We start from the raw sequence: 24715 nt of genomic DNA on the forward strand, positions 1-24715 counted from the left end.
AGTTTTCTTATGTCAATTTTTGAAAAAACACAAGCAAGATTAATTAAATATGCTAAAATCAACACTCGCTCAGACGTTAATAGTCCAACGATTCCTTCCACAGCTATTCAATTTGATTTGTTGAACTTATTAGTTGAAGAATTAAAAGAAATAGGTCTTTCTGAAGTTGAATTGAATCCAGAAAACGCATTTGTTACGGCAACATTACCAGCTAATACAGACGAAGTAGTACCAAGCATTGGTTTTATTGCCCACGTAGATACTGCCGATTTTAACTCTGTAAATGTATCCCCTCAAGTTATTGAAAATTATTCATTACAAGATATTGTGCTAAATCAAAAAGAAAACATTGTGATGACTACAGCAGATTTTCCTAATTTGCTTGCTTATGAAGGCCAAACATTAATCACAACAGATGGTACAACTTTATTAGGAGCAGACGATAAATCAGGAATTGCTGAGATTGTCACAGCTATGGAATATTTAATTCAACATCCAGAAATTAAACATGGTAAAGTACGTGTAGCATTTGGACCTGATGAAGAAATTGGACGTGGAGCTGATCATTTTGATGCAGAGGGGTTTGCGACAGATTTTGCTTATACACTTGATGGAGGACCTGTTGGTGAATTAGAATACGAAAGTTTTAATGCAGCTGCTGCTAACTTAACAATAACTGGTAAAAACATTCATCCAGGAACTGCGAAGGGTAAAATGGTCAATGCAATCACTGTGATGAATCAATTTATTAATTTACTTCCAGAAAATGAAGTGCCAGAATTAACCGAAGGTAGAGAAGGATTCTATCATGTATCTGACGTAACTGGTACGGTTGATGAAGCAAAATTAAGCATGATTATCCGTGATCACGATCGCGAGCTATTCAACCAACGTAAAGCTTTTGTTGAGAAAGCCGTAGCTGAAATTAATGCCCAATATGCTACGCAACCAATTCAATTAGATTTATTTGATCAATACTATAATATGGCTGAAGTAATTGAAAAAGACATGACTTCAGTTGAATTAGCTAAGTTAGCGATGGAGGAATTATCAATTGAACCATTAATTAAACCAATTCGCGGTGGAACTGATGGTTCAAAAATTAGCTTTATGGGAATTCCTACACCAAATATTTTTGCTGGTGGCGAAAACATGCATGGTCGTTTTGAGTTTGTAGCGGTAGAGTCAATGGTAAAAGCGACAGAAGTTATTGTTCGTATCGTTGAATTGAACGCTAAATAAATATAGTTATAAACAAACTAATGGAAAGGATTGTGAATGATGCCGCTTCAATTTATTACTGGAGATTTATCTGTTAATAAGAAAAGTGAATTAATCGAGAAGATGGTGCAATTAAAGGCTCAAAATCCTGATGCGATTATTTACTATTTAGTGCCAGAACATTTAAAGTTCGATACAGAGTCTTTTGTTTTAGAAGAATTACAAAAGATTTATGAGACACAACAAGCTGCCATGATCGATATCCAAGTCGTTAGTTTTACGAGATTGGCTTGGTTTATGTTACTAGCCAATCTTAAATCAACACAGAATCTGTCTACAATTGGGCTTAGTATGCTCGTTAGACAGATTCTGTCTGATTATGCTGACCAATTATTGGTGTATCGAGGACAAATTAATTATCAAGGATTTATTGAAAAATTAGTGAGTCTTTTTGAAGAATTGTTTGAGGGAAATATTGAACCAGAAGATCTACAAGTTTCTTGGTTCGACAAAGAATTAAATGTAGAAGAAAATATCCCCAATATTGAAGCTCAAAGATTGAAAGAAATTCAACTACTGTATAGCGCTTATATTGTGGCAGTGAAAGAAAGGCACTTAGCAAGTTATGAAAACTATGATGCTTTAAGTAGCTATCTTAATTCATCAAAAGAATTTGATAATCATTATCTTTTTGTGGATAATCATTATTATTTTAATGCTAAACAAACATCTTTATTATTGGATGTAATTAAAACATTTAAACAAGTTTGGATAACCATGCCATTAACATCAGACCAAGCCCATTCTAGCAATTGGCAACCTCTAGTTCAGGTACCTCATGACACATATAAGCAGTTAAAAGAATTATGTTTGAACTTAAACTTAAGCGTATTAGAAGATTGGGATATTCATTCAAAAGATTCTCAATTTAAAACGAGTATTGAATGGCTAGCTAAGTATTTTTACAAAGCACAAAGCCAAGAACGATTACCCCAAATCAATAACAATTTAGTTGAACAACTTAAACATAGTCATCATTTTGCACAATTTGATTCATTACAAACTGAATTAAGGCATGTAAGTAATCAAATTCATGCACTTGTCTCTAACGAAGGGTATCGCTATCGTGATATATTGGTGTTGGCTCGTGATTTAGATCGTTACCAACCGATGGTAGAACCGTTTTTCGCAATGAACAATATTCCGTTATTCTTTGACCATGCAATGAGTATGTCACAACATCCCTTTATGCTATGGTTAGAAGGTCTATTAAATTTAAAACGCTATAATTGGCGCTATGATGATTTAATGTTGTTATTAAAAAATGATATTTTTGTAGAGGCTTCACCTACTAAGGGAGATTTTAATTCCTTTAAAGAAAACGAATGGCAAGATTGGTTATCAGAGCAACATCATCAAATAAGTCATTTTGAGAACGTTTTAATCGCTAATGGATACTTTGGTTATCGATTTTATAATGAGACTTTCGAATGGAATTTCCAGACATCTGAACTAGCTTATACGAATCATAAAGGACATCATACTCAAATGACTTTATTTGAGCTTGTAAGCCGTAAACGTAACTGGCTACTTGAAACTGTCTATAAGCCATTACAAGCCTGGAAAGACGAAATGAGTGGTGCTGAAGCTGCTCAGTGGTTATATGACTTAGTCGAACTATCAGGCGTCAAGCAGCAAATGATTCGCATACGTGATGCCTCCATTTCAAAAGGTGATATCGATGCTTCCCGAAGACATGAACAAGTCTGGCAAGTATTTAGAGATACATTAGATGAATTTTATTTACTATACGAACATGAAACGATTGATTTTAGAATGTTTTTTGATATTTTATTTGCGGGTTTGAAAGAGGGTAGTTATCATATAATTCCACCTACAATTGACCAAGTAACATTTTCGAATATGGTCAGTCCGCAGGTACAGCCTTTTAAAGTTTGTTTCATTCTTGGAGCAGATGATAATTCTTTACCACAGAAACCTTCATACACATCATTATTAACAGAAGATAATCGTAATTTGATTGCTGAGGGTTTATTACCGCATCAATACTTAATGGAACACGTGAGTATACATAATCATCAAGAATTATTTTTAACTTACCAATTATTATTGAGTGCATCAGAAAAACTCTACATATCTTATGCAAGTATGCTAGGTTCGCAGCAAGTAAAGTTCTCACCTTATATTGAGAATATAGCGAAAGAATTGAACCTACCCATTAGGTCTTATCATAACTTATTAAATGAAAAACTCGATCAAAAATTAAGCTTAAGTCATTTCGGTCGTTACCCAATGCAAATTACACCAATCCTTCAAAGGGTTCGTTTTTATTACGAGCAGCAATTGGCTGTTTCGAATGATTTGCGCTTATTATTAAAAGAAATGAGCCAGTATCAAGCTGAACATCCAAATGAAGTTAAAAGGCCTTTAAAAGAGTTGATTAAAGCAACATTTACTTTTAATGAACTTCCGCAAAATATTCAAGCCGAAACTGCCTTAAAACTTTTTGGTAAGAACTTAAATCTATCTGTATCCAAAATAGAACAATACTATCAAGATCCGTATAGCCATTTCTTGTTACATGGATTAAAACTTCAAGAAAGACAGTTGTTTGAATTAAATCCAGCAAAAACGGGTGATTATTTCCATGATTTCTTAGATTTTTTCATGGAAAAATTAATTTCAGAAAAATTGTCCTTAAAACATTTAACAAGTAATCAATTCGATCAATTATTCACTCAAACAAAGAATGATTTAAAAGCAAATCCACGCTTTAATTTGTTTGAGAGTCAGCCTCGATTGTCAGCAATCAAATTTCAAATGGATCGACGTTTATATGACTTTATTCGTTTTATGCAACAACAACAGCATCTAGTAGCCGTTGATACGCTTAAAACAGAAGCTATATTCGGTTTAAATAAGCAAGCGATACATCTAGATGGTTTTGTTTATCCTTTACGTAGTGGAGGGCAATTATCAATAAGTGGAAAAATAGATAGAATTGATGGTCTGAATATTAATCAAAAACACTATCTACAAGTGATTGATTACAAATCGGGCAAGAAAAATTTCGATTTAGTCGATGCTTATTATGGTTTGGATTTACAAGTCTTAACTTATTTATCGGTCGCTTTAAAAAATTATTCAGATTATTCTGCTTTAGGTGCTTTTTATCAACCCATACTACACAGTTATCAAAAAGTAGATAATCAAATTGAGACTACTGACAATCTTGATGAAATGATCCATCAGCTTCATCTTAATGCTAACCGCTTAAATGGATTCGTTACAGTTCCAAGTGATATGCTGCAAGAGATTGATGCAACGCTAGTCGAAACAAATAAGAGTCTGGTCTATCCTGTAACGTTAAAAAAAGATGGTGACTATAATGCGCATAGTGTGGCATTTAGTGAGCAAGAGTTAGACACCCTATTAAAGTATACGCATTATATGTTTAAGCAAGCAGCTGAACAAATTCAATCAGGTCATATAGAACTTCAGCCATTCTTGCATGAGCGCTTTACACCAGCTTTACAAAATGAATATCGTGTTATAACAGGTTTTGATGCGACACAATCTTATTCAGCTTATCGACATAAAGCCGTTAAGAAAAAAGAAGTTTTCGATATGATGGTACAAGAACTAACAGATGAGGAAGGAGATGAGGATAATCGAGATTAAGCCAAGTAATGCACAATTTAATGACGAACAATGGCAAGCAATTCATCAAAAAGGGAGTAATCTATTAGTTGCTGCCAGTGCTGGATCAGGGAAGACAACCGTTTTGATTGAAAGAATCTTAACTCATTTAACGAATCAATATGCTAATTTGGATGAATTACTTGTCGTGACATTTACTGAATCAGCAGCTAAGGAAATGAAAGAAAGAATGGAAGTTAGTCTGAAGAAAACGGTTTCTTCAACCAGTGATGCTTTTTTACAACGACATTTCCTTCAACAAATTAACTTATTGCCAACCGCACATATTCGAACACTGCATAGTTTCTGTTTACAAGTCATTCAACAATTCTTTTATCTTGTCGATTTCAATCCAAGTTTCCAATTGTTAACGGATGAAACGCAAAAATCACTGATTTATCAGGACGTTTGGCAAGATTTATTGACGGATATTCTAAATAATGAAGTCAAAAGTGACACACTTTTTTTTGATCAAAATGACTTGGTAGATTTAATGAATCGCTTTGCGAATGCCAGAAGTGATCAAGGTCTTTTTGACATAATTCTTCAACTTTACTTGTTCTCAAGCTCTCATACTGAACCAACAGTTTGGTTAGAGAATATACATCAGTTAACCGCTGATTTTGATCGATTTAAAGCGTCGGACCTATACCAGAATTCTTTTAAAGCCTATATTCAACGAAATGCAATGGCAGCGAGTCGCTTATTACAAAAAGGTCAAGATTTGTTAAAAGGATTAAGTGACGAGAACATTACCAAATATGAACCTGTTTTACGTAATGAAGAACAATATGTTAATCAGATTATTGAAGCCAATTTAAGTGATGATATTGAGACATTGATGCAACTGATGCAACAGGTTAAATTTGATCGTTGGTCAAGTGCAAGAAAGACTAATGAAGAATTTGAAACAATTAATGAAATAAAAGTTTATCGCGATGACGCCAAAAAAATTGTTACGGATAGATTAACGAAATTATTTTATTTTTCATATTCTGAAACGAAAAAAGTTGAAGAACAAATTTCTCCTGTTATTCAAAAATTAAGTAATTTAACCTTATTATTCACTCGATACTTAGCAGAGCATAAACAAAACTTGAATATCATTGATTATAATGACTTAGAGCATTTAACTTTAGATATTCTTGCTCCATATAATGAAGTGAAGAAAGAAAGGGAAGCTAGTCCAGCAGCTTTATATTATCAAAAATTATTTAAAGAAGTGATGGTAGATGAATATCAAGATATTAATGATATCCAAGCGACTATCTTAGGCTGGCTAGCGCATGAACATCGTCCTGAATTATCTGGTAATTTATTCATGGTAGGAGACGTCAAACAATCTATTTATGGTTTTAGAATGGCTGAACCAAGTTTGTTTCTTGATAAATATCGTAAATTCGCTCAAAGTGAAGGAGGAGAGCTGATAGTTTTAGATAAAAACTACCGTTCTCGAGATGAAGTGCTTCAATTTACAAACTACATTTTTGAAAGAATTATGGGAATTGATTTTGGTGAGATGGAATACGGTAAACAAGAATCTTTAAAAACTGGTAATCTGAGTTTGCTACCAGAAGCACCATCTGAAGATTTTGATATTGAGCTCTTATTGTACGAGAAGCAAGTAGAAGATATTGATATTAATGATTTAAGTGAAGAGGAAGAATTGCTGATTGATACGTCCATTGAGGCTGAAGTCCATTTAATTGCCCAGGATATTCTTAACAAAATTGCCAATGGTTTTCAAATATACGATAAAAAAAATAAAGGTATGAAATTTGCAACTTTCAATGATATTGTTATTTTGAGTTCTACTCGTACGCCTTTTTTACCAATACAACAAATTTTTGAACGTTATCACATTCCAGTATTAACGCAAAAAGTTGAGAATTTCTTCCAAAGACAAGAAATTCGTTTAATGATTGCTTTACTAAAATTGATTGATAATCCAATTCAGGATATCCCTTTGGTCGCGATTTTAAGGTCATATTTTGTCGGGATTGATGACGAGATGTTAAGTAAAATTAGAATTGCATCGCCATCTGGTGATTTTTATTCTGCGTGTTTACAATACCTATCATTAGACAAAAATCAAGTTGACGAAACTATTTCAATTTTATTGGAAAGGTTTATTTCTCAATTAAATCATTGGCATGAACTTTCTAATGAAGTTTCTTTAGTCGAACTTATTTGGACGATTTATCAAGAGACCAATTTTTTAGATTATGTAGCTGGCTTAGCTAATGGACCACAACGACAAGCAAATTTACATGCATTTTATCAAAAAGCCGATGAATTTGAAGAAAGTAGTTTCAAAGGCTTGTTTGGATTTATTCAGTATATTGAGAAAGTGATGCAAGCTGAGAATGATTTGGCGGAACCTGTAGTTCTTTCCGAAAATCAGAATGCGGTTCGAACAATGACAGTTCATGCGAGTAAAGGCTTAGAGTTTCCAATTGTGTATTTAATTAATACCGGAAAGAAATTTAATACTCAAGATGTTACACAGAAAAAATATATAGCTTCAAAAGATTATGGAATCGCAACGGATTATTATGATTATAATACTCTACTGCAGTATCCTTCTCTTTCTAAACAAACTTTACGTATTAATCAAGAAAATCTATTAAAAGCTGAAGAGATGCGTAAACTCTATGTTGCTTTAACCCGTTGTGAACAGAAACTCATTATTGTTGGTACGGTGAAAAATGAAGATGAGTGGCATGAGAAATCCGAGAAAACGCGTCAATTAACTGGAACGAACGAACTTTTAGTTAATACGCAAGAACGTCAGAGTACAAATAACTGGTTAGAATGGATTCGTCAAGCATTAGCAGTCGAAGATTCACTTCAGGAATCAGTAACGAACTTTACAACGAAACAAGTGCAAGTAAGTTTCTTTAATCAGCAAGCATTAAATCAACTCGTTGTTAACGAGGATGACTCGTCAAGTTATTTGTCTCCAGAGAGATGGTTAAAGCATTTACAGAAAATAGTTGATGAGACCACAATTGATGATGCGAGTAAATCAGCATTGCTTGTTAAGCAGCTAATGAGAAGTGATTATGAATATGAATTGTCGACAAACACGTCGAGTTATCAATCAGTATCGGAACTGAAACGTCTTTATGAAGAACCCCGTATCGAAAAAATAGAAAGTTTCCAGGATCGTCGTCCTTCTGTACAAATATATTCAACAGAAGACGAAGCAGAGGAGATTCAAAGCATTCGGTATACACAAGATACATTTGAAGCACCAAAATTTGTGGAAGACAAACAGATGGATTATGCTCAAATAGGTACGATTACACATTTCTTACTTCAGCAGCTAAATTTTGGATTATTTACGAATTTAGCTTCAGAAAATTATGCAACAATATTAAACGAAGAAGTTGAGAGGCTTATTTCTGAGGAGTATTTAGATCGAAGTAAAGCGGAAGTCATTCAGTTTGATAAAATATCAGAGTTTCTTTTAAGTGAATTAGGCCAACTAGTGATTAAACACTCAAACCGTTTGAAAAGGGAACAAGCCTTCTCGTTTTTATTACCAGCGAATCAATTGTTAAAATCACGACTGGATGATATGGCCTTAGAAAAACTAGCGAGTGATCAATTATTAGTTCACGGGATTATTGACAACTTTATTGAAATGGAACATGGTTTAATATTATTAGACTATAAGACGGACCGTTTCAGACCTTATCTGAAAACAACCGCTGAAGAGCAAAGTGCGGATATTATTGAAAAGTATAAATTTCAAGTTAGTTTATACGTACAAGCACTAGCTCAAGCGAAGAAAAAGCCAGTTTTAGGTGCATATTTAGTCTTGTTAGATTTCGGAATCTCAATTCAAGTAAACGACTTGTATCAATTTGATTAAACTTTTCATATAGAAAAACCACCAAGTAAACATATTTTTGTTTACTTGGTGGTTTAATTATTTAGTAATAAAATTCATTTCCAGTAATTTCTGGAGCGTAGTCAACGCCTTCGCTATAATCTCCGGAGGCATTCCATAATAGGAATTCATGAACACCATGTTGTTTAAGCGCAACAATTTGCGCCTGGACTTGATCAGCGCCATATTCTTGGAATGTGCCTGGGATTTTATACCAAGCTGTAAAATCTTGTAACCAAGGACGCGTGACAATTGGATTTGAAACATTTGCTAATGCTTGGTCTTCCGAATACATGTATTCATCAATTGCATCAAAGGGATTTAAGTCAGGGTAATCAATTCCGAAGAATCCATCATCCCAGTGAGAAGGATAAATCATCGACGAAATGACATCTATATGTTCTGCCATTTGAGAAAAGTTTTGACCGATACCACGTACGTCCGGCGCGTCACCAGCAACAGCTGTATAACCAAAAACATCCGCACTGACTTGAACACCATATGGAGCTAGTTGATCCCTACCATATTCTAAGAAATCTGTAATCGCCATAACTCTTTCGCCACCTTCAGTTTCCTCATCTTCCGTAACGTAACTAGCGTAATCGCCAATATCGTATTCAAGAGTATCCGCAAAGTCATGAAACCCTTCTGGAAAACGTACATAGTCAAACTGAATATCTTTAAAGCCCATTTTTGCAGCAGCAATCGCTACTTCGATATTGTAATCCCAAACTTCTTGAGAGAACGGATTAATGAATAGCGAACCAGTATCTGCACTCCAAAGTTCTCCGGTTTCAACATCCGTAAATGATAAGTCTGGTCGTAAATTTGCAAGCATGTAATCTTTAAAGGTTACGATACGAGCAATCGGATAGATGCCTTTTTCTTCGAAAATTTTTAGTTTTTCCTGTAAATCTACAAGTCCAACCACACTATTTTCGACTAAAGGGTTATTAGTTTCTATTTGAGGAATTATTTGGCCATAATCATCTTTGAAATCGATAACCACAGCATTTAAAGCTGTCTGATCGATATAGTCGATAATATAGTTGAAATATTCATCGTCTAACAGATTATCTGTCGTAATGTATAAGCCCTTAACTCCTTCTTCAGGATAAGGAATATCAATACCGCTATCATAGAAAAGGGCGCTTGGCAATTCTGATGGTTTTTGTAATAAAGGCGTATTGCGAATGACTAAGCCTTCATACCGATTCGTTTGACCGCGATTAATACGGCTATTGAAATCGACAATTTCTTCTTCAGAATATTTATTAGTGACATCTGGTAAATTGTAGTAAGTTGTTTGATTTTCTGAAGAACCTTGTGAGTTACAAGCTGTTAAAAATAAGGAGATAACAACTAGCAACACACCTGACCAAAGTTTCGGACTATTAATAGAGTGAAGCTTTGTATTTTTAAAGTTCATTTTACACCTCTTTGTTAATTTGTAGAGTCACAAATTATTGATTTATTATTGAGCATCTACTAAAAATACTTTTAAATTAATTAGCAGACTAGTCAATGGTTCGAAATGAACAAGTATTTTATCCAAATTAATGTTGTTTTCTGTTGCAAGTGTATTGATATTATCAAACACTCCAAAGAAAGATCTATAATCTGTTTCCGGATTAGCAATTGATTTAAACGTTATTTCTTCTTCGACTAAATTTTCTTGGTAGTCAATAATGTATGTATTTAAATCTGTGCTTAGATCATTTAAATAAGTAATGACTTGATCAATTTGAGTGGTTGGTATTGTATCGCTAGATTTAAGATTTTCAAGTTCTGAAATTAATTCATCTAATTGTTTGATACTTTCCAAGATACTCTCTAAGTGTTCTTTTCGATTATCGATATTAACTTGAACAAGGCTATCGTTAGCATGGAAAATCGTGAGATCTTCGCTACTTTGAAGCATCGTCTCAAATTCAGATTGCAAGTTGTTCTCAAGGACTTGCACTTCATTTAATTCATTAACTATTTGAGTGACATTTTCTTGGATTAAACCAATAGCGCGGTCAGCACGTTTCAATGAATTATCACACGCTACCAAAAGAATAACTGAAAATGTAAGGAGAAATAGTTGAAATGTTTTCTTCATAGAGGACTCCTTAGTATTGTATTTTAAGTATTTATAATTTCATTTTATTATTCTGCGAACTAGTATATAATAATATGTATTATAAACACAAACATTATAACAAACTTTGAAACAATAACACAAGGAGGTTATCATGGCAATTGCTTATTTAGTTGCATTATTAATGGTTTTAATTGACCAAATTATTAAAAAATGGACAACTAGTTCTTTACAACTATATGAATCACGTAGTGGAATTGACGGCCTGTTTGACTTCTATTATATACGTAATGAAGGCGCTGGATGGGGGATTCTACAAGGGCGCATGTGGTTTTTCTATGTTGTCACTTTTGTTATTATCGTTTATCTTATTTACCTAATTTATAAACATCGTCAGGGGAGTCTTTTCTTAAAGTGTACGTACGGTTTATTACTAGGTGGGGCAATAGGAAACTTAATTGATCGCATCATAAATGGTTATGTAATCGATATGTTTAGGTTGACGTTTATGAATTTCCCTATTTTCAATGTTGCGGATATGGCACTATCAATAGGTGTTGTATTGTTAATTATCCAGGTCTTAATGACTGAGGATACAGAAGGAGTCTTATGATTAATACAAATAAAGATTTACACACAATCGTTTTAAACGGCGAAAATGGCCGCTTAGACAAAATATTAACTCAGTTATTTAAAGATGAAAGTCGATCAACGATTCAAAAGTTAATAAAAGATCAGTTAGTAACAGTCGATGGTAAAGTAGAGAAAGCAAACTTCAAATTGTTAGGGAACGAGACTTTAACGATTACGTTTCCAGAAATTGAGCCTTTAGAATTAGTTGCGGAAGATATCCCCTTAGATATTGTTTTCGAAGACGATGACTTAGTGGTAATTAATAAGCCAGTTGGAATGGTCGTCCACCCATCAAAAGGACATGCCAGTGGAACGTTAGTTAATGCTTTACTACATTATCTAGGCAATAATTTGTCAGATAGCACTGACGCTGTAAGACCAGGTATTGTTCACCGTATCGATAAGGATACGTCAGGTATGATTGTGATCGCTAAGAATAATTATGCGCACCAAAAATTAAGTGAACAATTAGTGGATCACACGATGGGTAGAGTTTATATCGCGTTAGTTTTAGGTACAGTAGAAGCAAATGATGCAGTGATTGAAGTACCGATTCGTCGTTCAACCACGAGTCGCTTACGCTGGAGAGCGGATAAAGAAGGCAAATATGCGTTAACAACGTTTGAAGTGCTGAAAAGATACCATGATGCGACGCTATTGCAATTAGAATTAAAAACAGGGCGTACTCATCAAATTCGTGTTCATATGGAACATATTGGTCATCCAATCGTTGGTGATCCAATTTATCGTTCTGGAATGAATGAATTTAAAACATCGTTATCCAAACTAAAGGATGGTCAATTGTTACATGCGGCCCAATTACATTTCTACCACCCAAGATCAAAAGAATTGATGGAGTTTTCAAGTGAATTACCAAGTAATTTTTCAGAAATATTGGACACGCTGACTGAAATATAAGATAATAAATTGATGGCACAAATTACGGAGTATTCTTACTGAATGAATAGTGAAGTAAGTTGTGGCGATTAAACCTTTGTTGAGAATCTGAGGGTGCTTTTCATTTTTATGGAAAGTGAGAAATGAAGAGAAAGGATAGCCTAAATCTATTAATCTCATTAAACTATTGTTGGTTTAATTAGGTTTACGGCATGGTAAGTAATTGTCTGGAAATGATAAGATATTAGAAAAAATTCGAAACCTACTTAGCCTTGCTGAGGATGGTGGTAATGATGAAGAAAGTCAAACGGCTTTATTGATGGCTCAGAAATTAATGTTGAAACATAAGATTTCTCAAAATGAGCTCAATGAAGGTGGAGACCAGAAAATTGTCATTAAGTCACTTTCTGTTTATAAGCGAGTATATTGGTGGGAAAAAGTATTAGTCAAAATCATTGCTGAGAATTTTAGGGTTATGTATTATATGCAAAGCAATCGATTACCACATCAAACAACAGTTCAAAGAAAATTGGTTTTAATGGGTTACCCGGAAGATGTTGATTTTGCCTATGAAATGTTTACTTTAGCTGCTGAAGCGATGAAACATTATGCAAGTCTACACTTAAAATCAATGGAAGAAAAACATTTAAAAAGCTCTCAAGGAAATATCCGTAAATCGTATTATCAGGGATTTATGGATGGGCTTAGTCATAAATTTAAATTACAACGTGATCAGATGAGTAGTGAAAATGAGAAATTTGCCTTAATGATTAAAACTCCACAAGATGTAGTAGATAAATTTAACGCAGAAATTCAAGGTCAACTAGCCTTTAAACAGCCTATTCTGAATACTGAGAATGAGGCATATTCAGAGGGGTACGAAAAAGGAACCAAAGTTTCATTATCAAATAAATATTTAAATTAGTAGTAATAAATAAAAAGTGATCATTCACTTTTTATTTTCAAATGCATTGTAAGCGTTATCTAAAAACTTAATGAATAATTCTGATATAATTTGTTTAAGCAAACAAAGAAATGAGTGTGAATCAGATGACCGAATTTAATCAAGCGCATGAAGTAATCAAGGCAAAAGATTTACTAGAAGAATTAATAGAACTTTATGATGATGTTGTTACAGAAGGTAATCAGATATTTGCTAAATGGAAAGAGGAAATTACTCGTTCTGACTTTGAAGAGAGTGCACGCAATTTGAGTTACTATTTGGCTTTAAGACAAAGGGATATAAGAGGTATACAAAAAGATCTTGTGCCCTGGGGCTTGTCTTCTTTAGGAAGATTAGAAGCCAAGACCTTAAGTACTTTAGAAGCAGTAATCAGTGCATTATCCGCGATAGTTGGAGATAAAAGTCAAATTAAACAACCAGATTTTAAAGAATTTAGTGTTGGTGAAGCAAAATTAGCAAGCAATATTGAAAAAATATTAGGACAAGCCCCAAGCAATCGATATACGCGTATAATGGTAACCATGCCTAGTGAAGTTTCAGAAGATATTGAGCTAGCTAAGAACTTAATATCAAAAGGGATGAATGTGGCGCGCATTAATTGTGCACATGACAATACGGAAATCTGGCAGAAAATGATCCACAATATCAGAAAATCTGCCGAAGAATTAGGGAAAGATGTCAAAATATTAATGGATATTGCAGGCCCTAAGATTCGTACCGAATGGATTTTTACTACCTATAAGAAGCCTAAAGTTTCTGTTTCAGATAAGATTTGCTTGACAACGAATAATCAAATGTTACCCACAAATCAAGAGGTTAAAGTAACAGTTGGGACTAGTGTGCCAGAAATAATCAATCAACTTTCTGTAGGTGATCCAGTTTTAATTGATGATGGTTCAATCGAATCAATTGTTGAGTCGATTAATGAAGAAGAAGCCATTCTTTTAGTTAAGAGAGTAAGTGGAAAAAGTATTCGTTTAAAAGCCGAGAAAGGATTAAATTTCCCAGGTTTGTATTTTGATATTGATATTCTGACTGATGAAGACCTCGACGCTATGAAGTTTGCTGTTGAACATGCAGATATTATTGGATGTTCTTTCATTCGCGATGTAAAGGATGTTGAAGCAATTCAAGCTGAATTAGACAAGCTTTTAGGTAATAAAGCTGGCAGAGTGGCATTACTCTTTAAAATTGAAACTGTCCAAGCAGTTAATAATCTAACCCAGCTCATTTTAAAAGCCGCTAGCAGAAATCCATTAAGTATTATGATAGCTCGTGGAGATTTGGCTGTTGAAACAGGTTATATTAGATTAGCTGAAGTTCAACAACAAATTATGTGGATTTGTGAAGCTGCTAATATACCTGTTGTTTGGGGTACGGAAGTTCTGGCAAATATGCTTGAAACTGGAATACCTAGTCGTGCCGAAGTAACGGATGCTGCTGAAGGTGCTCGTTCCGATTGTGTGATGATTAATAAAGGCAACTATATGTTGGAAACCGTTACGATGTTAGATGAAATCTTGCATATGATGAAAGAGCATCAGTTCAAAAAGACACCAAAACTAAGGGCCTTAAGCATCGCAAAAAATATTATGATAGATTAAAGGAGTTGGCTGATTGAAAGAAAGCGATCGAGATCGACAATTAAATATTAAAACCAGTGGTTTACACGAAATGAACGAATGGAATCATACTCATTATAATCGAACAGAATCAACAAGTTATCAAGTGCTAGATGTACTAAGAGAAAATTTCCAATTTAAAGAGAATGATCACTTGTTGGATTTCGGTAGTGGAAAAGGACGAGTTTTGTTTTATATTCATTTCCATGCAACTATTCCAGTCACTGGTATAGAGGTGAGTAGTACTATATTCCAACAATTAGAGGAAAATAAAAGATTATATTTATCGAAACATCCAAATACAGTCCCTATAAATTTGGTCAATCATTTTGCGGAGCATTATCCAATTCATCGAAAATTTACTGTGTTTTATTTCTTTAATCCTTTTTCAGGAACCATTTTTCGACAAGTTTTAGAGAATATCATTCAGTCTATTGAAGAGCATCCGCGATCCATTCGTTTAATCATTTATTTCCCAATTCCGTCATATCATGCTCACTTAGAGCTGTTAGACTTGTTTGAATTGGAACAAACTATTAAGATAGGTATAGAATCAGGTTTTACAGATGAAATTATCATTTTAACAAATAAATATAATAAAGGAGCGTAACATGAACGCAGAAAAGTATTTAAGTATTTTACAAGATAAAATCGGTGCAGCTGTATTTGCTACAGTGGATGAAAACCAACAACCCGACTCACGGTATATTAATGTCGGAGTTGCAAATGAGAAGGGTGTATTCTTTATGACGAGTCCAAGTAGCAACTTTTATAAACAACTAGAAGCTAATGGTCATGTTTCAATTACTGGTATGGCGAAAGCAGATGGTGAAATTGAAGTTATTCGAATAAAAGGTGCTATTAGACCATTAGGCCAGGATATGTTAGAAGAAGTTTTGAAAGATAATCCTTACGTAAAAGACGTCTATCCAGATGAAGAAAAACGCAAAGATGTTCAAGTTTTTCAAGTGTATAAAGGAACGGGTAACTATATGCATTTACAAAAACGTATTAAAGAAGATTTTGTATTTGGCGAATAATCGTAAAAATTTGCCAATCTTACGTATATCAGTGTAGATTACCTAACACAACCTCCGACTATGTCTGATGCCTTTTTAGTATTAAAAGTAATTATATGTTTATGTTAATTTAACAAACGTTATGCTTCACTCAGCCTATATTTTTCTAATGCGGTGGTCGTTTTCCAAGTCTCATTGATGTTCGAGCCAATCGGGATTTTTCAGCTCAATCGTTTAGGCTCTATCTAATTCGTTTTGCTTATAGTCAGATTAAGCTGTTTTCTTAATAAAGAAGGCTTGCTTTTTATACCACTTTGGAAAATAGGTCGCTGAGTTACGCATAGTATTCCAAGAAAAGTAACATTATGTTATTAAGTTAAAACTGTTAAGCGGAATTTAATGGCCTCGAATTAGGCCAAAAATTATTGTTTTGCTTAGCTTAGCGCTTTGACATTCTACAAATAACTCTTAAACTCAACAGATTTTTAATGACCATCTCACTTTAAGGACGAAATATAAATGCTATTAAATAAGCCCAAACGTAGTGTTTTTGATAATTCTAAAAAATCGTATTAGAATAAAACAAGAAACAGATGTCAAGTGGACTTATTAGTAAAATGCTTGTTAATATTGACTCTTGTCCTAGATGTTGTTTGATGTTATTCTAGTAAACGCAACATGTAGTATGAGTATCAAACTTATACACATGTAACAAATTGAATCTAAATAATGTTTACTAGGGATTAGGAGAGGGGAAGATGGCAATTATAGTTATTGGAGGCATGATTGGTGCTGGTAAAACAAGTGTTGCTGAATTAGTTGCGAATGCTTTAGGTACTGAAGTATTCTACGAAAATGTGGATGATAATGATATTTTACCTTTATTTTACACAGCGAGTGAGGAAGAACAGGAAGCGAAACGCTATCCATTCTTATTGCAATTAGAGTTTTTAAGCAGCCGCTTTAAGAATATTAAAGATGCACTAATTAATCAAAATAACGTTTTAGACCGTTCTATCTATGAAGACTGGTATTTCTGTAAAATTAATAATAAATTAGGCAGAATTTCCGATACAGAATTTAAAATTTACGAAAAACTTTTAAATAACATGATGGAAGAATTAGAAGAGCTACCTAAAAAGTCACCAGACTTAATGGTTTACTTAACTGGATCGTTTGATACAATCTTGCATCGTATTGGTTTACGTGGTCGAGAATTTGAACAAGATCAAGGGTTAATGGATTACTATCATACTTTATGGTCTGGCTATGATGATTGGGTAGAAAACTATTATCATGCATCACAAGTTTTAGTCATTAACATTGATGAATTTGATGTTGTGAATCGACCTGAAGATGCAGACCGTTTAATTAAAATGGTAGAAAACAAATTAGTTGAAATGAACATTGAAACAAGCGTTTATTAATTAATGAATTAGCAGCAAATCTTCGGATTGCTGCTTTTTATTATGCTTAAACTCTGCGAAGTATTATACTGAAGTTATAAGTAGCAAGTATTGATAAGAGATGGTGATGCAAATGTTTGTAATTGCAGTACGTATTGAATTAATAATTGACGAAGCATTCTCATTAAAAGATAAACGAAGCATTGTGAAAAGTATGTTAGTTAAACTACAACAGAAATTTAAACTAAGTGGTGCTGAAGTAGATAGATTAGATCAAGTTAATGCAGCAATTATCGGTTTAGCGATTGTCGCTAACGATTTAAGGTATGCACAAAGTGTTCTACAGAAGGTTGTGAATTTTATTGATATTTCTTATCCAATTGAAATAATTTCAATAGAATGGTTAGATGGAGTGGGGGAATATGATTAATGAAATTTTTTAAGAAGTTAGCAGATAATTCCTTTCAATCAGTGTATGATCCAAAGGAAGCAGACTGGTTGCACTATCAATTACCAGATGAAGTTGTCATTCAGGAGCTTGTAAATGAGTACAGTTTGCCCGAAGATTTTATCACGTCAGGGCTTGATCGATATGAAATACCGCGATACGAAGTTATCGAGAATAAAAGCGGTCATAAAATTCATTTACTACTCTTACTGACACCGATTCGAAATCAAACTGTAGAAGTCGGTAAGGAATACATTACAGAACCATTATCCATCATTATATTTCCAGACAAAGTCCTGACAGTAAGTCCACACACGCCAAAGTTAATTGACGATATCGCAAACAATCGACCACATAAATCAGATAAGAATTTATTACATGGTCAAGCAAAGGATAATCATTTAGTACTAAGAATATTGTGGCGTTTAATGAATGATTATATTGAAAAGATTGCTGAAATCAATATTCAAATAGAACAATTAGAAAGTAATATTCATGATACGACTAAAAATGAGATGTTTGATCAATTAATTTCGATTCACAAAAGTCTTGTCTATTTCCATACAGCAATCAATAAAAATCATGACAAAATACTTCAAATAAAATCGATTGATTTAATCGAAACTGAAACGTTAAACAAAGAGTTCTTACATGACATTGAAGTGGTATCGTCCCAAGCTCTAGTTTTAGTAGATGAGTCTGATGAAATGATTTCGCATTTAAGTGAGGTTTTTTCAAATGTCATATCAAATAATATGAATTACATCATGAAATTTTTAACAGCCTTGACTGTGGTGCTAACAATTCCTCAATTAATTGGTTCTATTTGGGGAATGAATGTTGGATTACCTTTAGAACGTCATCCATTTGGTTTTTCTATCCTAATTATTGCAACAGTGTTAATAACTATCTTAACGATTAAATGGCTGAAAAATAAAGATTTTTTCTAACAGCTTAATCGTATTTAGAGTGCGCATAACTCTCACCGCTAAAAAATAATAAGGCCAGGTATATTAAAATACCAGGCCTTATTTTTAGATAAGTTCTTGGCAACAATAGAGTTGAGGATAATTTTCGCACTGAGGATTACGGGGATGACAAATATTACGTCCGAAAAAAATAATTGATTGATGAGCTTGTGTCAGCAACTCTGGAGGTAAGATTGAAATAATATAATCTTCAATTTGACGTGGTGTCGCTTTCGCAGGAACAATATCATGATGCTTACAAACTCGTGAAACATGAGTATCCACCGCAAAGGCTGGAATGCCAAAACCAACACTAAGGATAACATTCGCAGTTTTTCTACCAACACCAGCAAGTGACTCTAAATCTTTACGGTTATTGGGAACCTCACCGGAATATTTTTCTACTAATTGTTGACAACATTGGAACATGTATTTTGCTTTATTGCGGTATAAACCGATTGATTGAATATAGGGCTCAATTTCGGCTGGTGACGCATGAGTAACTGACTCAGGTGTGGGAAATCTTTCAAATAGTTTAACAGTAGCCTTATTGACTGCGATGTCAGTGGTTTGAGCACTTAGCATAACAGCTATCAATAATTCATAATTATTTCGATAGTTGAGTACCGTTTCGACATTAGGATATAAGGCAATAATTTCTTCAATGACTTGGCGTGCACATTCTTTAGTTAACATTTAATCACCTATATTTTTTTTTGATAAAATCAATTATACCATAGTCTGTAAAAAGAATTTTGATAGATTATTATGGTAAACTGTAATTAAGAGTTTAAAGGAGGCTACCGAATGACACAAAGAATTCCATGGGATCAATATTTCTTGTCTCAAAGTTTAGTTTTATCTTTACGTAGCACTTGCGAAAGATTAATGGTAGGCGCTGTTATTGTACGTAATAAGCGCGTAATTGCAGGTGGTTACAATGGTTCTGTAAGTGGTGAAGATCATTGTATCGATGTTGGATGCTACTTAGAAGAGGGACGCTGTGTTCGTACAGTGCATGCAGAAATGAATGCTATATTACAGTGTGCAAAATTTGGCGTACAAACGGATGATGCAGAAATTTATGTGACACATTTTCCTTGTTTGAAATGTACACAGTCAATTATTCAAGCAGGTATTCGTAAAATATACTATTTACATGATTATCATAATCATCCATACGCTAAACAGTTATTAAAACAAGCCAATATCGAAACAATAAAGGGTGAAATTCCGAGTGATTTCTTTGAACAAATAATTCAATTGAATGAACGAAACCTTTCAAAAGAATCTGAGTAGAGAATAGGTGACGCTAAATGTTAGAGATTATTCAAGCACAAGTTCGTGAAGCAATCAATGAATTATTAGAGCGAGCGGACTTAAAGGCCGGAGATGTGTTAGTAGTTGGTACGAGTACGAGTGAAATTATGGGCGAGCATATTGGGAAGTCATCTAATAAAGAAGTAGGGCATGTTGTTATTTCAACTATTCTGGAAATATTGAATGCTAAGCATATTTTCTTAGCCCAACAAGCTTGTGAGCACTTAAATCGTTCCTTACTTGTAGAAGCGGAATTAGCTGAAAAACTTGGCTTAGAAATTGTCAATGTCAAACCTAGTTTAGACGCAGGCGGTGCTGCATGTGTCGCGGCCTATCAATTAGCTAAAGAACCAGTAATGGTAGAAAGAATTATAGCTAAAGCTGGCTTAGATATTGGAGATACTTTAATTGGAATGCATATAAAACACGTACAAGTTCCACTGCGTTTAAAAGTAAAAACAATCGGACAAGCTCATGTCACGGCCGCATTTTCTAGACCGAAATATATTGGTGGACCGCGAGCTAACTATTAGATAATAAGATTAAAAAGGAGAATGAATGATGAAAGCAGCTTTTCATGGTCATGCGGTAGTTTCCGTCTTGACAAATTCAGGTACTAGATTATTATTTGATCCTTTTATAACAGGTCATCAACAGTGTGATTTGGATGCTGAGACAGTAGAAGTCGATGTTATTTTAGTGACGCATGCTCATTCAGATCATTTAGGCGATACGGTTGCATTAGCTAAACGGACTGGAGCTTTAGTTATTTCAACGGTTGAAATCGTCAATTATTTAGCAAGTCAAGGGTTGGACAGATTACATGGTATGCAACCAGGTGGCGCATTTGATTTTGATTTTGGGCGGGTGAAATTTACGCCTGCCATTCATGGATCATCCATCGTTTTGGAAGATGGAACATCACTTACTTTAGGTTTAGCTACAGGAATTTTATTGACTGCAGATGAACGGACGATTTATCATGTTGGTGATACTGCGTTGTATTCAGATATGAAGTTAATTGGTGAGCGAGAGAGTATAGATTTAGCCTTTGTACCGATTGGTGATAACTTTACCATGGGTCCTGAAGACGCAAAATTAGCGGTGGAATGGTTACAAGCCAAACGAGTTATCCCGATTCATTACAATACCTTTCCGCTTATTAAACAAGATCCTAAGGCTTTTATTGATAGCTTAGATGAAGGAGTGGGGATTGTACCTAATTTGGGAGAAATGATTGAAATTTAATCTCGCGAAGGAGGCGTAATATGAACATTGAACAATTACATATTGCAAATCAATGGTTAGAAGAAGCGAACATGATTGTGTTATTTGGTGGTGCAGGTGTTTCGACGGAAAGCGGGCTACCAGATTATCGTTCACAAGACGGTCAATATTCTCGTATGGAGCAGACAAATGAAGATCCTAAAAAGATTATGAATCGTCGTTATATTATGCAACATCCCGAAAAGTTCTTTAATCGAGCACCTAATCAGTCATCGCAAATGCTGATAGAACCCAATGATGCGCATAAAATATTAGCTAAATGGGAAAAGTCTGGCAAGGATGTACGCATCATTACGCAAAACGTAGATGGTTTACATCAACGAGCTGGCCATCGCTTTGTCATTGAATTACATGGCAATGGAAGAACCTCTTATTGTATGACGTGCGGGCGTGTGTATTTGCCTAATGAAGTTGAACGAGATGAGCAGAATATTCCTCGGTGTCATGTAGATCAAGGAATTGTCCGACCAAGCGTCGTATTTTTCGGTGAAAATCCTAAGGCAGAGGATCTTCAGAAAAGTATTGATACGATTAAACAAGCGGATGTTTTAATTATTGCGGGGACATCGCTAAGTGTCTATCCAGCAAAAAATTTAATTAATCATTTTAAAGGTGATAAGGTTATTGTCATCAATCGAGAAGCTTTGGAGATACAACAACTTAAAGTAGATCTATTTCTGGAAGGAAATGTTGGTCAAATATTAGCTGAGTTAGATGCTTTGAGATGATTGAATGGTTGAGTGAAATTCATTAAAGAAAGAGCGTAGTTTGGAGATTATCCAAACTACGCTCTTTCTTTATAATATAAGATTTATAAGTTTTATGCTTTTTACCAAGATTTGTACTTGACTCAGCTTATTGATTCCCAAGGTGGTAGTTTTCTTTAAAGCCTCATTGGAAATTATGACATTCATGCTTTTTCAGATCAATCAGCTAGGCTTTGCTTCGATCTGCTCATAGTCAGAGCAAGCGAATCTATTAATAGCGATGGTTTGTCCTATGTACCGCTTAGGAAAACACGCTGCTGATCTACGTTAAGTTTTCCAAGAAAGTATAGTAAAGCGACATAATCAAGTTAAAACTGCTAAAAGGAATATATAAGCCTATCGAAAGTAGCGCTCGAAGAAGCACCGACGTAAGGGTAGAACTTCGCTACGAAAGGATTTGGGACGACCAGTGCGACGATATAATTACCAACTATAATAAAATTGGTTACTAAAAATGACAAAAATGGTTGACTTAGCTAGATGTTATCTGGATAATATATTAATAGATGAATAAGGAGAGGTTTTTATATGAGGAAACTATTATTAATTATCATGTCATTAGGAATGTTCATTTCAGGAAGTATTGTGTACGCTCAAACTGCCGAGGAAGAAGACTTAGAACATGGAATTATGGTCGCAAAGAATACTAGAAATGGTAAAGAAATTATATTAAACCTTAAAGTAGAAAAAGATTTTGCGGAAGCATTGCATTTTATGACGCACCAAAAGGTTGAGGCTTTTATGAAATGGGGAACCTTAGAGTTGACGGAAGAACGTGTAGACGCAATGTTGGAAATCTTAGAAGATACTAATTTCGTAAACAAATTCTTTTACAAAAGAACATTAGAGCAATGGAAAGAAGGAAACTTTAAAAATGTTGTCATGGTGCATAACCGAATTTGGGAAATGGCGGAAGGAGACATAGGCAAGGCGACCGCATACCTTGACGAACAGGAAGAAGAATCATACATAAAGGAACATTATAGATAATAAAATAACGTAGACAGAGACGGACTTAATTGTTCCGTTTTTTTTTATAATATAACTGTTTATAAGATTCATGTTGATTTATCAAGCTTTGAACTACGCTCAGCTTATTGTTTTCCAAGGCGGTGGTCGCTTTCAAAGCCTCACTGATGTTCGGCTTTTTCAGCACAATCGGCTAGGCTCTGTCTACTTCGCTTTGCTCATAGTCAGAGCAAGCTACGCCGATTGCCCTTTGTACCGCTATGGAAAATAAGTCACTGAGCTATGTTAAGTATTTCAGCAAAAGTAAAGCGGTATAATCAAGTTAAAACTGCTAAACGGAATTTAAAGTCCTCGAAATCGTCCGAGGTTTTCTCACGCTCAACACGGAAATTTAGATAAAAATTAATGGTTAAAATAAAACTGAACAAGAGAAACTATACCATTATCTCTAAAAGCATACCTCTAAACTTTACACTAGAGTATAAAACCCAATAAATTGGACTAGATGAGAATTGAAGACTTAGGATGGAAAGCATAAGGTAATATGAAATTAGGCGATACGCTTTCGACAAATGAGCGAATAAATTACGTAAAGAAATCAATAAACGTTAATGAAAAATGATATGTTAATGAAAGTAGCGGTAACTATGAGACAAAAAACGATATTCTTCTTCATAACTGCTTACAAATAGATACATACATAGACTTATTGGAGCAGAATTAAAACCACCAGTTTACAAAGATGATTTTAATTTCATCTATCTAATTAATTCAATTTGAGCAGTAATTACATTACCAGTTTGTAGAACGCTAGAAACAGTACAATTTCTTGCGACAAATCTTTCCATAGTTTCCATTTCGCGGTCATCCAGTTGTGCATCAGTTTTAATGGTTACATTTGCATTTAGTTGCCAGTTTTTACGACCATTCGTAAATTCTCCATTTATTTCAATGATTAATTTAGAGAAAGGGATTTTCTTTCCTGACAAGAAAGAACGGGCAGTCATCGCATGGCAGCCAGATAATGCGGTTAAAAGCATACCGGTAGGGCTTGTGCCTAAACTTTCACCTTCTGGATTACGATCTGCATAATCCATTGTGTAGGTGAAACCTTCTGAAGTGGCGGTAACGATGTAAGGTTCTTCAAGTTGTGCAGTTACATGTTTAATACTCATCATGACAACTCCTTTCGTTTCAATATAGTATTATTGTACCATGTTACGAAAGTTTGACCAATTGGTACAATTCTTAATCAATACTAAATCTTTGTGAAATTTATATGACGAAACGATATTATCTTCATGAAAATGGACGATATCATTAGACTTTTGGCTGTGGTTTTTCTAGGATAAATTAAAGAAGCTTTGAAAGACTAACTATATAAAGTCAAGCAATAAGTTGTAAAAACATTACGTTAAATTTTAGAAATTGAGGGCACACCAAATAAGCTCAAAGAGTGTATTTTTTAAAATTTACTGTAATCGAACTTCGTA

General features: G+C 34.2%; 21 protein-coding genes. 17 read left to right on the plus strand and 4 right to left on the minus strand.

What is annotated here, in order from left to right; genetic code table 11:
* Positions 1 to 9 precede the first annotated feature (9 nt).
* From pepT to addA, 3 genes are read left to right on the plus strand one after another with little or no spacing between them, the layout of a single operon-like run.
* Complete coding sequence (pepT, locus tag GF867_RS03155; protein WP_153831660.1) at positions 10 to 1242, plus strand: peptidase T; 1233 nt, start codon at positions 10 to 12, stop codon at positions 1240 to 1242.
* 39 nt (positions 1243 to 1281) lie between these two features.
* On the plus strand, positions 1282 to 4923 hold the full coding sequence (locus GF867_RS03160; RefSeq protein ID WP_172973938.1) for a PD-(D/E)XK nuclease family protein: 3642 nt from the start codon (positions 1282 to 1284) through the stop codon (positions 4921 to 4923).
* On the plus strand, positions 4904 to 8821 hold the full coding sequence (gene addA, locus GF867_RS03165; protein WP_172973939.1) for a helicase-exonuclease AddAB subunit AddA: 3918 nt from the start codon (positions 4904 to 4906) through the stop codon (positions 8819 to 8821). The genes GF867_RS03160 and addA overlap by 20 nt, the downstream gene beginning before the upstream one ends.
* Before the next feature lie 61 nt (positions 8822 to 8882).
* On the opposite strand, the gene GF867_RS03170 is transcribed toward addA, so the two are convergent.
* Positions 8883 to 10268 carry a putative glycoside hydrolase gene (locus GF867_RS03170; protein WP_153831663.1) on the minus strand — a complete coding sequence of 462 codons (1386 nt, stop codon included), beginning with the start codon at positions 10266 to 10268 and terminating at the stop codon, positions 8883 to 8885.
* A 45-nt stretch (positions 10269 to 10313) separates the two neighbouring features.
* On the minus strand, positions 10314 to 10943 hold the full coding sequence (locus GF867_RS03175; RefSeq protein ID WP_153831664.1) for a YkyA family protein: 630 nt from the start codon (positions 10941 to 10943) through the stop codon (positions 10314 to 10316).
* A 133-nt stretch (positions 10944 to 11076) separates the two neighbouring features.
* On the opposite strand from GF867_RS03175, the gene lspA reads away from it, so the two are divergent.
* From lspA to GF867_RS03220, 9 genes are all read left to right on the plus strand, one after another.
* Positions 11077 to 11535, plus strand: a complete 459-nt coding sequence (gene lspA / locus GF867_RS03180) for a signal peptidase II (RefSeq protein WP_153831665.1) — start codon at positions 11077 to 11079, stop codon at positions 11533 to 11535.
* Positions 11532 to 12473 carry an RluA family pseudouridine synthase gene (locus tag GF867_RS03185; protein WP_153831666.1) on the plus strand — a complete coding sequence of 314 codons (942 nt, stop codon included), beginning with the start codon at positions 11532 to 11534 and terminating at the stop codon, positions 12471 to 12473. Before lspA ends, GF867_RS03185 begins: the two co-directional genes overlap by 4 nt.
* A 202-nt stretch (positions 12474 to 12675) precedes the next feature.
* Positions 12676 to 13377, plus strand: coding sequence for a DUF2786 domain-containing protein (locus GF867_RS03190; RefSeq protein ID WP_153831667.1), 702 nt, complete (start codon positions 12676 to 12678; stop codon positions 13375 to 13377).
* Positions 13378 to 13502: 125 nt separating this feature from the next.
* Complete coding sequence (locus GF867_RS03195) at positions 13503 to 15020, plus strand: pyruvate kinase (RefSeq protein WP_172973940.1); 1518 nt, start codon at positions 13503 to 13505, stop codon at positions 15018 to 15020.
* 13 nt (positions 15021 to 15033) lie between these two features.
* Positions 15034 to 15648 (plus strand): SAM-dependent methyltransferase, encoded by a 615-nt coding sequence (locus GF867_RS03200; RefSeq protein ID WP_153831669.1) that lies wholly within the window; start codon positions 15034 to 15036, stop codon positions 15646 to 15648.
* A 1-nt stretch (position 15649) separates the two neighbouring features.
* Entirely contained in the window at positions 15650 to 16078 is a 429-nt protein-coding gene (locus GF867_RS03205; RefSeq protein WP_153831670.1) for a pyridoxamine 5'-phosphate oxidase family protein, read from the plus strand.
* 737 nt (positions 16079 to 16815) lie between these two features.
* Complete coding sequence (locus tag GF867_RS03210; RefSeq protein ID WP_153831671.1) at positions 16816 to 17484, plus strand: deoxynucleoside kinase; 669 nt, start codon at positions 16816 to 16818, stop codon at positions 17482 to 17484.
* Between the two features lie 106 nt (positions 17485 to 17590).
* Positions 17591 to 17893 carry a DUF503 domain-containing protein gene (locus GF867_RS03215; RefSeq protein WP_172973941.1) on the plus strand — a complete coding sequence of 101 codons (303 nt, stop codon included), beginning with the start codon at positions 17591 to 17593 and terminating at the stop codon, positions 17891 to 17893.
* Positions 17893 to 18861 carry a magnesium transporter CorA family protein gene (locus GF867_RS03220; protein ID WP_153831673.1) on the plus strand — a complete coding sequence of 323 codons (969 nt, stop codon included), beginning with the start codon at positions 17893 to 17895 and terminating at the stop codon, positions 18859 to 18861. The genes GF867_RS03215 and GF867_RS03220 overlap by 1 nt, the downstream gene beginning before the upstream one ends.
* An 84-nt stretch (positions 18862 to 18945) precedes the next feature.
* Here the strand turns inward: GF867_RS03220 and nth are convergent, their stop codons facing one another.
* Positions 18946 to 19575, minus strand: a complete 630-nt coding sequence (nth, locus tag GF867_RS03225) for an endonuclease III (protein ID WP_153831674.1) — start codon at positions 19573 to 19575, stop codon at positions 18946 to 18948.
* A gap of 111 nt (positions 19576 to 19686) precedes the next feature.
* On the opposite strand from nth, the gene GF867_RS03230 reads away from it, so the two are divergent.
* The 5 genes from GF867_RS03230 (at position 19687) to GF867_RS03250 (ending at position 23243) form a co-directional block, all read left to right on the plus strand.
* Complete coding sequence (locus GF867_RS03230) at positions 19687 to 20178, plus strand: ComE operon protein 2 (RefSeq protein WP_153831675.1); 492 nt, start codon at positions 19687 to 19689, stop codon at positions 20176 to 20178.
* A gap of 17 nt (positions 20179 to 20195) precedes the next feature.
* Positions 20196 to 20732 carry a TIGR01440 family protein gene (locus tag GF867_RS03235; RefSeq protein WP_153831676.1) on the plus strand — a complete coding sequence of 179 codons (537 nt, stop codon included), beginning with the start codon at positions 20196 to 20198 and terminating at the stop codon, positions 20730 to 20732.
* A 28-nt stretch (positions 20733 to 20760) separates the two neighbouring features.
* Positions 20761 to 21447, plus strand: a complete 687-nt coding sequence (locus GF867_RS03240; RefSeq protein WP_153831677.1) for a metal-dependent hydrolase — start codon at positions 20761 to 20763, stop codon at positions 21445 to 21447.
* Positions 21448 to 21467: 20 nt separating this feature from the next.
* A complete protein-coding gene (locus tag GF867_RS03245; RefSeq protein ID WP_153831678.1) occupies positions 21468 to 22214 on the plus strand; it encodes an NAD-dependent protein deacylase in 747 nt (248 codons plus the stop codon).
* A 567-nt stretch (positions 22215 to 22781) separates the two neighbouring features.
* Positions 22782 to 23243 (plus strand): DUF6241 domain-containing protein, encoded by a 462-nt coding sequence (locus tag GF867_RS03250; protein WP_153831679.1) that lies wholly within the window; start codon positions 22782 to 22784, stop codon positions 23241 to 23243.
* A 737-nt stretch (positions 23244 to 23980) separates the two neighbouring features.
* Here the strand turns inward: GF867_RS03250 and GF867_RS03255 are convergent.
* Positions 23981 to 24397, minus strand: coding sequence for an OsmC family protein (locus GF867_RS03255; protein WP_172973942.1), 417 nt, complete (start codon positions 24395 to 24397; stop codon positions 23981 to 23983).
* Positions 24398 to 24715: the final 318 nt, after the last annotated feature.

It is taken from the genome of Fundicoccus ignavus, from assembly GCF_009659375.1.
GTDB classification, from domain to species: Bacteria; Bacillota; Bacilli; order Lactobacillales; family Aerococcaceae; genus Fundicoccus; species Fundicoccus ignavus.

Excerpts from the sequence above, each read along its gene's own strand:
- GF867_RS03160 (WP_172973938.1), top strand. The coding sequence starts at position 1,282 with ATGCCGCTTCAATTTATTACTGGAGATTTATCTGTTAATAAGAAAAGT.
- GF867_RS03185 (WP_153831666.1), top strand. The coding sequence starts at position 11,532 with ATGATTAATACAAATAAAGATTTACACACAATCGTTTTAAACGGCGAA.
- pepT (WP_153831660.1), top strand. The coding sequence starts at position 10 with ATGTCAATTTTTGAAAAAACACAAGCAAGATTAATTAAATATGCTAAA.
- GF867_RS03210 (WP_153831671.1), top strand. The coding sequence starts at position 16,816 with ATGGCAATTATAGTTATTGGAGGCATGATTGGTGCTGGTAAAACAAGT.
- GF867_RS03195 (WP_172973940.1), top strand. The coding sequence starts at position 13,503 with ATGACCGAATTTAATCAAGCGCATGAAGTAATCAAGGCAAAAGATTTA.
- GF867_RS03255 (WP_172973942.1), bottom strand. The coding sequence starts at position 24,397 with ATGAGTATTAAACATGTAACTGCACAACTTGAAGAACCTTACATCGTT.
- lspA (WP_153831665.1), top strand. The coding sequence starts at position 11,077 with ATGGCAATTGCTTATTTAGTTGCATTATTAATGGTTTTAATTGACCAA.
- GF867_RS03170 (WP_153831663.1), bottom strand. The coding sequence starts at position 10,268 with ATGAACTTTAAAAATACAAAGCTTCACTCTATTAATAGTCCGAAACTT.
- GF867_RS03220 (WP_153831673.1), top strand. The coding sequence starts at position 17,893 with ATGAAATTTTTTAAGAAGTTAGCAGATAATTCCTTTCAATCAGTGTAT.
- GF867_RS03230 (WP_153831675.1), top strand. The coding sequence starts at position 19,687 with ATGACACAAAGAATTCCATGGGATCAATATTTCTTGTCTCAAAGTTTA.
- GF867_RS03235 (WP_153831676.1), top strand. The coding sequence starts at position 20,196 with ATGTTAGAGATTATTCAAGCACAAGTTCGTGAAGCAATCAATGAATTA.
- GF867_RS03175 (WP_153831664.1), bottom strand. The coding sequence starts at position 10,943 with ATGAAGAAAACATTTCAACTATTTCTCCTTACATTTTCAGTTATTCTT.
- nth (WP_153831674.1), bottom strand. The coding sequence starts at position 19,575 with ATGTTAACTAAAGAATGTGCACGCCAAGTCATTGAAGAAATTATTGCC.
- GF867_RS03215 (WP_172973941.1), top strand. The coding sequence starts at position 17,591 with ATGCAAATGTTTGTAATTGCAGTACGTATTGAATTAATAATTGACGAA.
- GF867_RS03250 (WP_153831679.1), top strand. The coding sequence starts at position 22,782 with ATGAGGAAACTATTATTAATTATCATGTCATTAGGAATGTTCATTTCA.
- GF867_RS03240 (WP_153831677.1), top strand. The coding sequence starts at position 20,761 with ATGAAAGCAGCTTTTCATGGTCATGCGGTAGTTTCCGTCTTGACAAAT.
- GF867_RS03205 (WP_153831670.1), top strand. The coding sequence starts at position 15,650 with ATGAACGCAGAAAAGTATTTAAGTATTTTACAAGATAAAATCGGTGCA.
- addA (WP_172973939.1), top strand. The coding sequence starts at position 4,904 with ATGAGGATAATCGAGATTAAGCCAAGTAATGCACAATTTAATGACGAA.
- GF867_RS03245 (WP_153831678.1), top strand. The coding sequence starts at position 21,468 with ATGAACATTGAACAATTACATATTGCAAATCAATGGTTAGAAGAAGCG.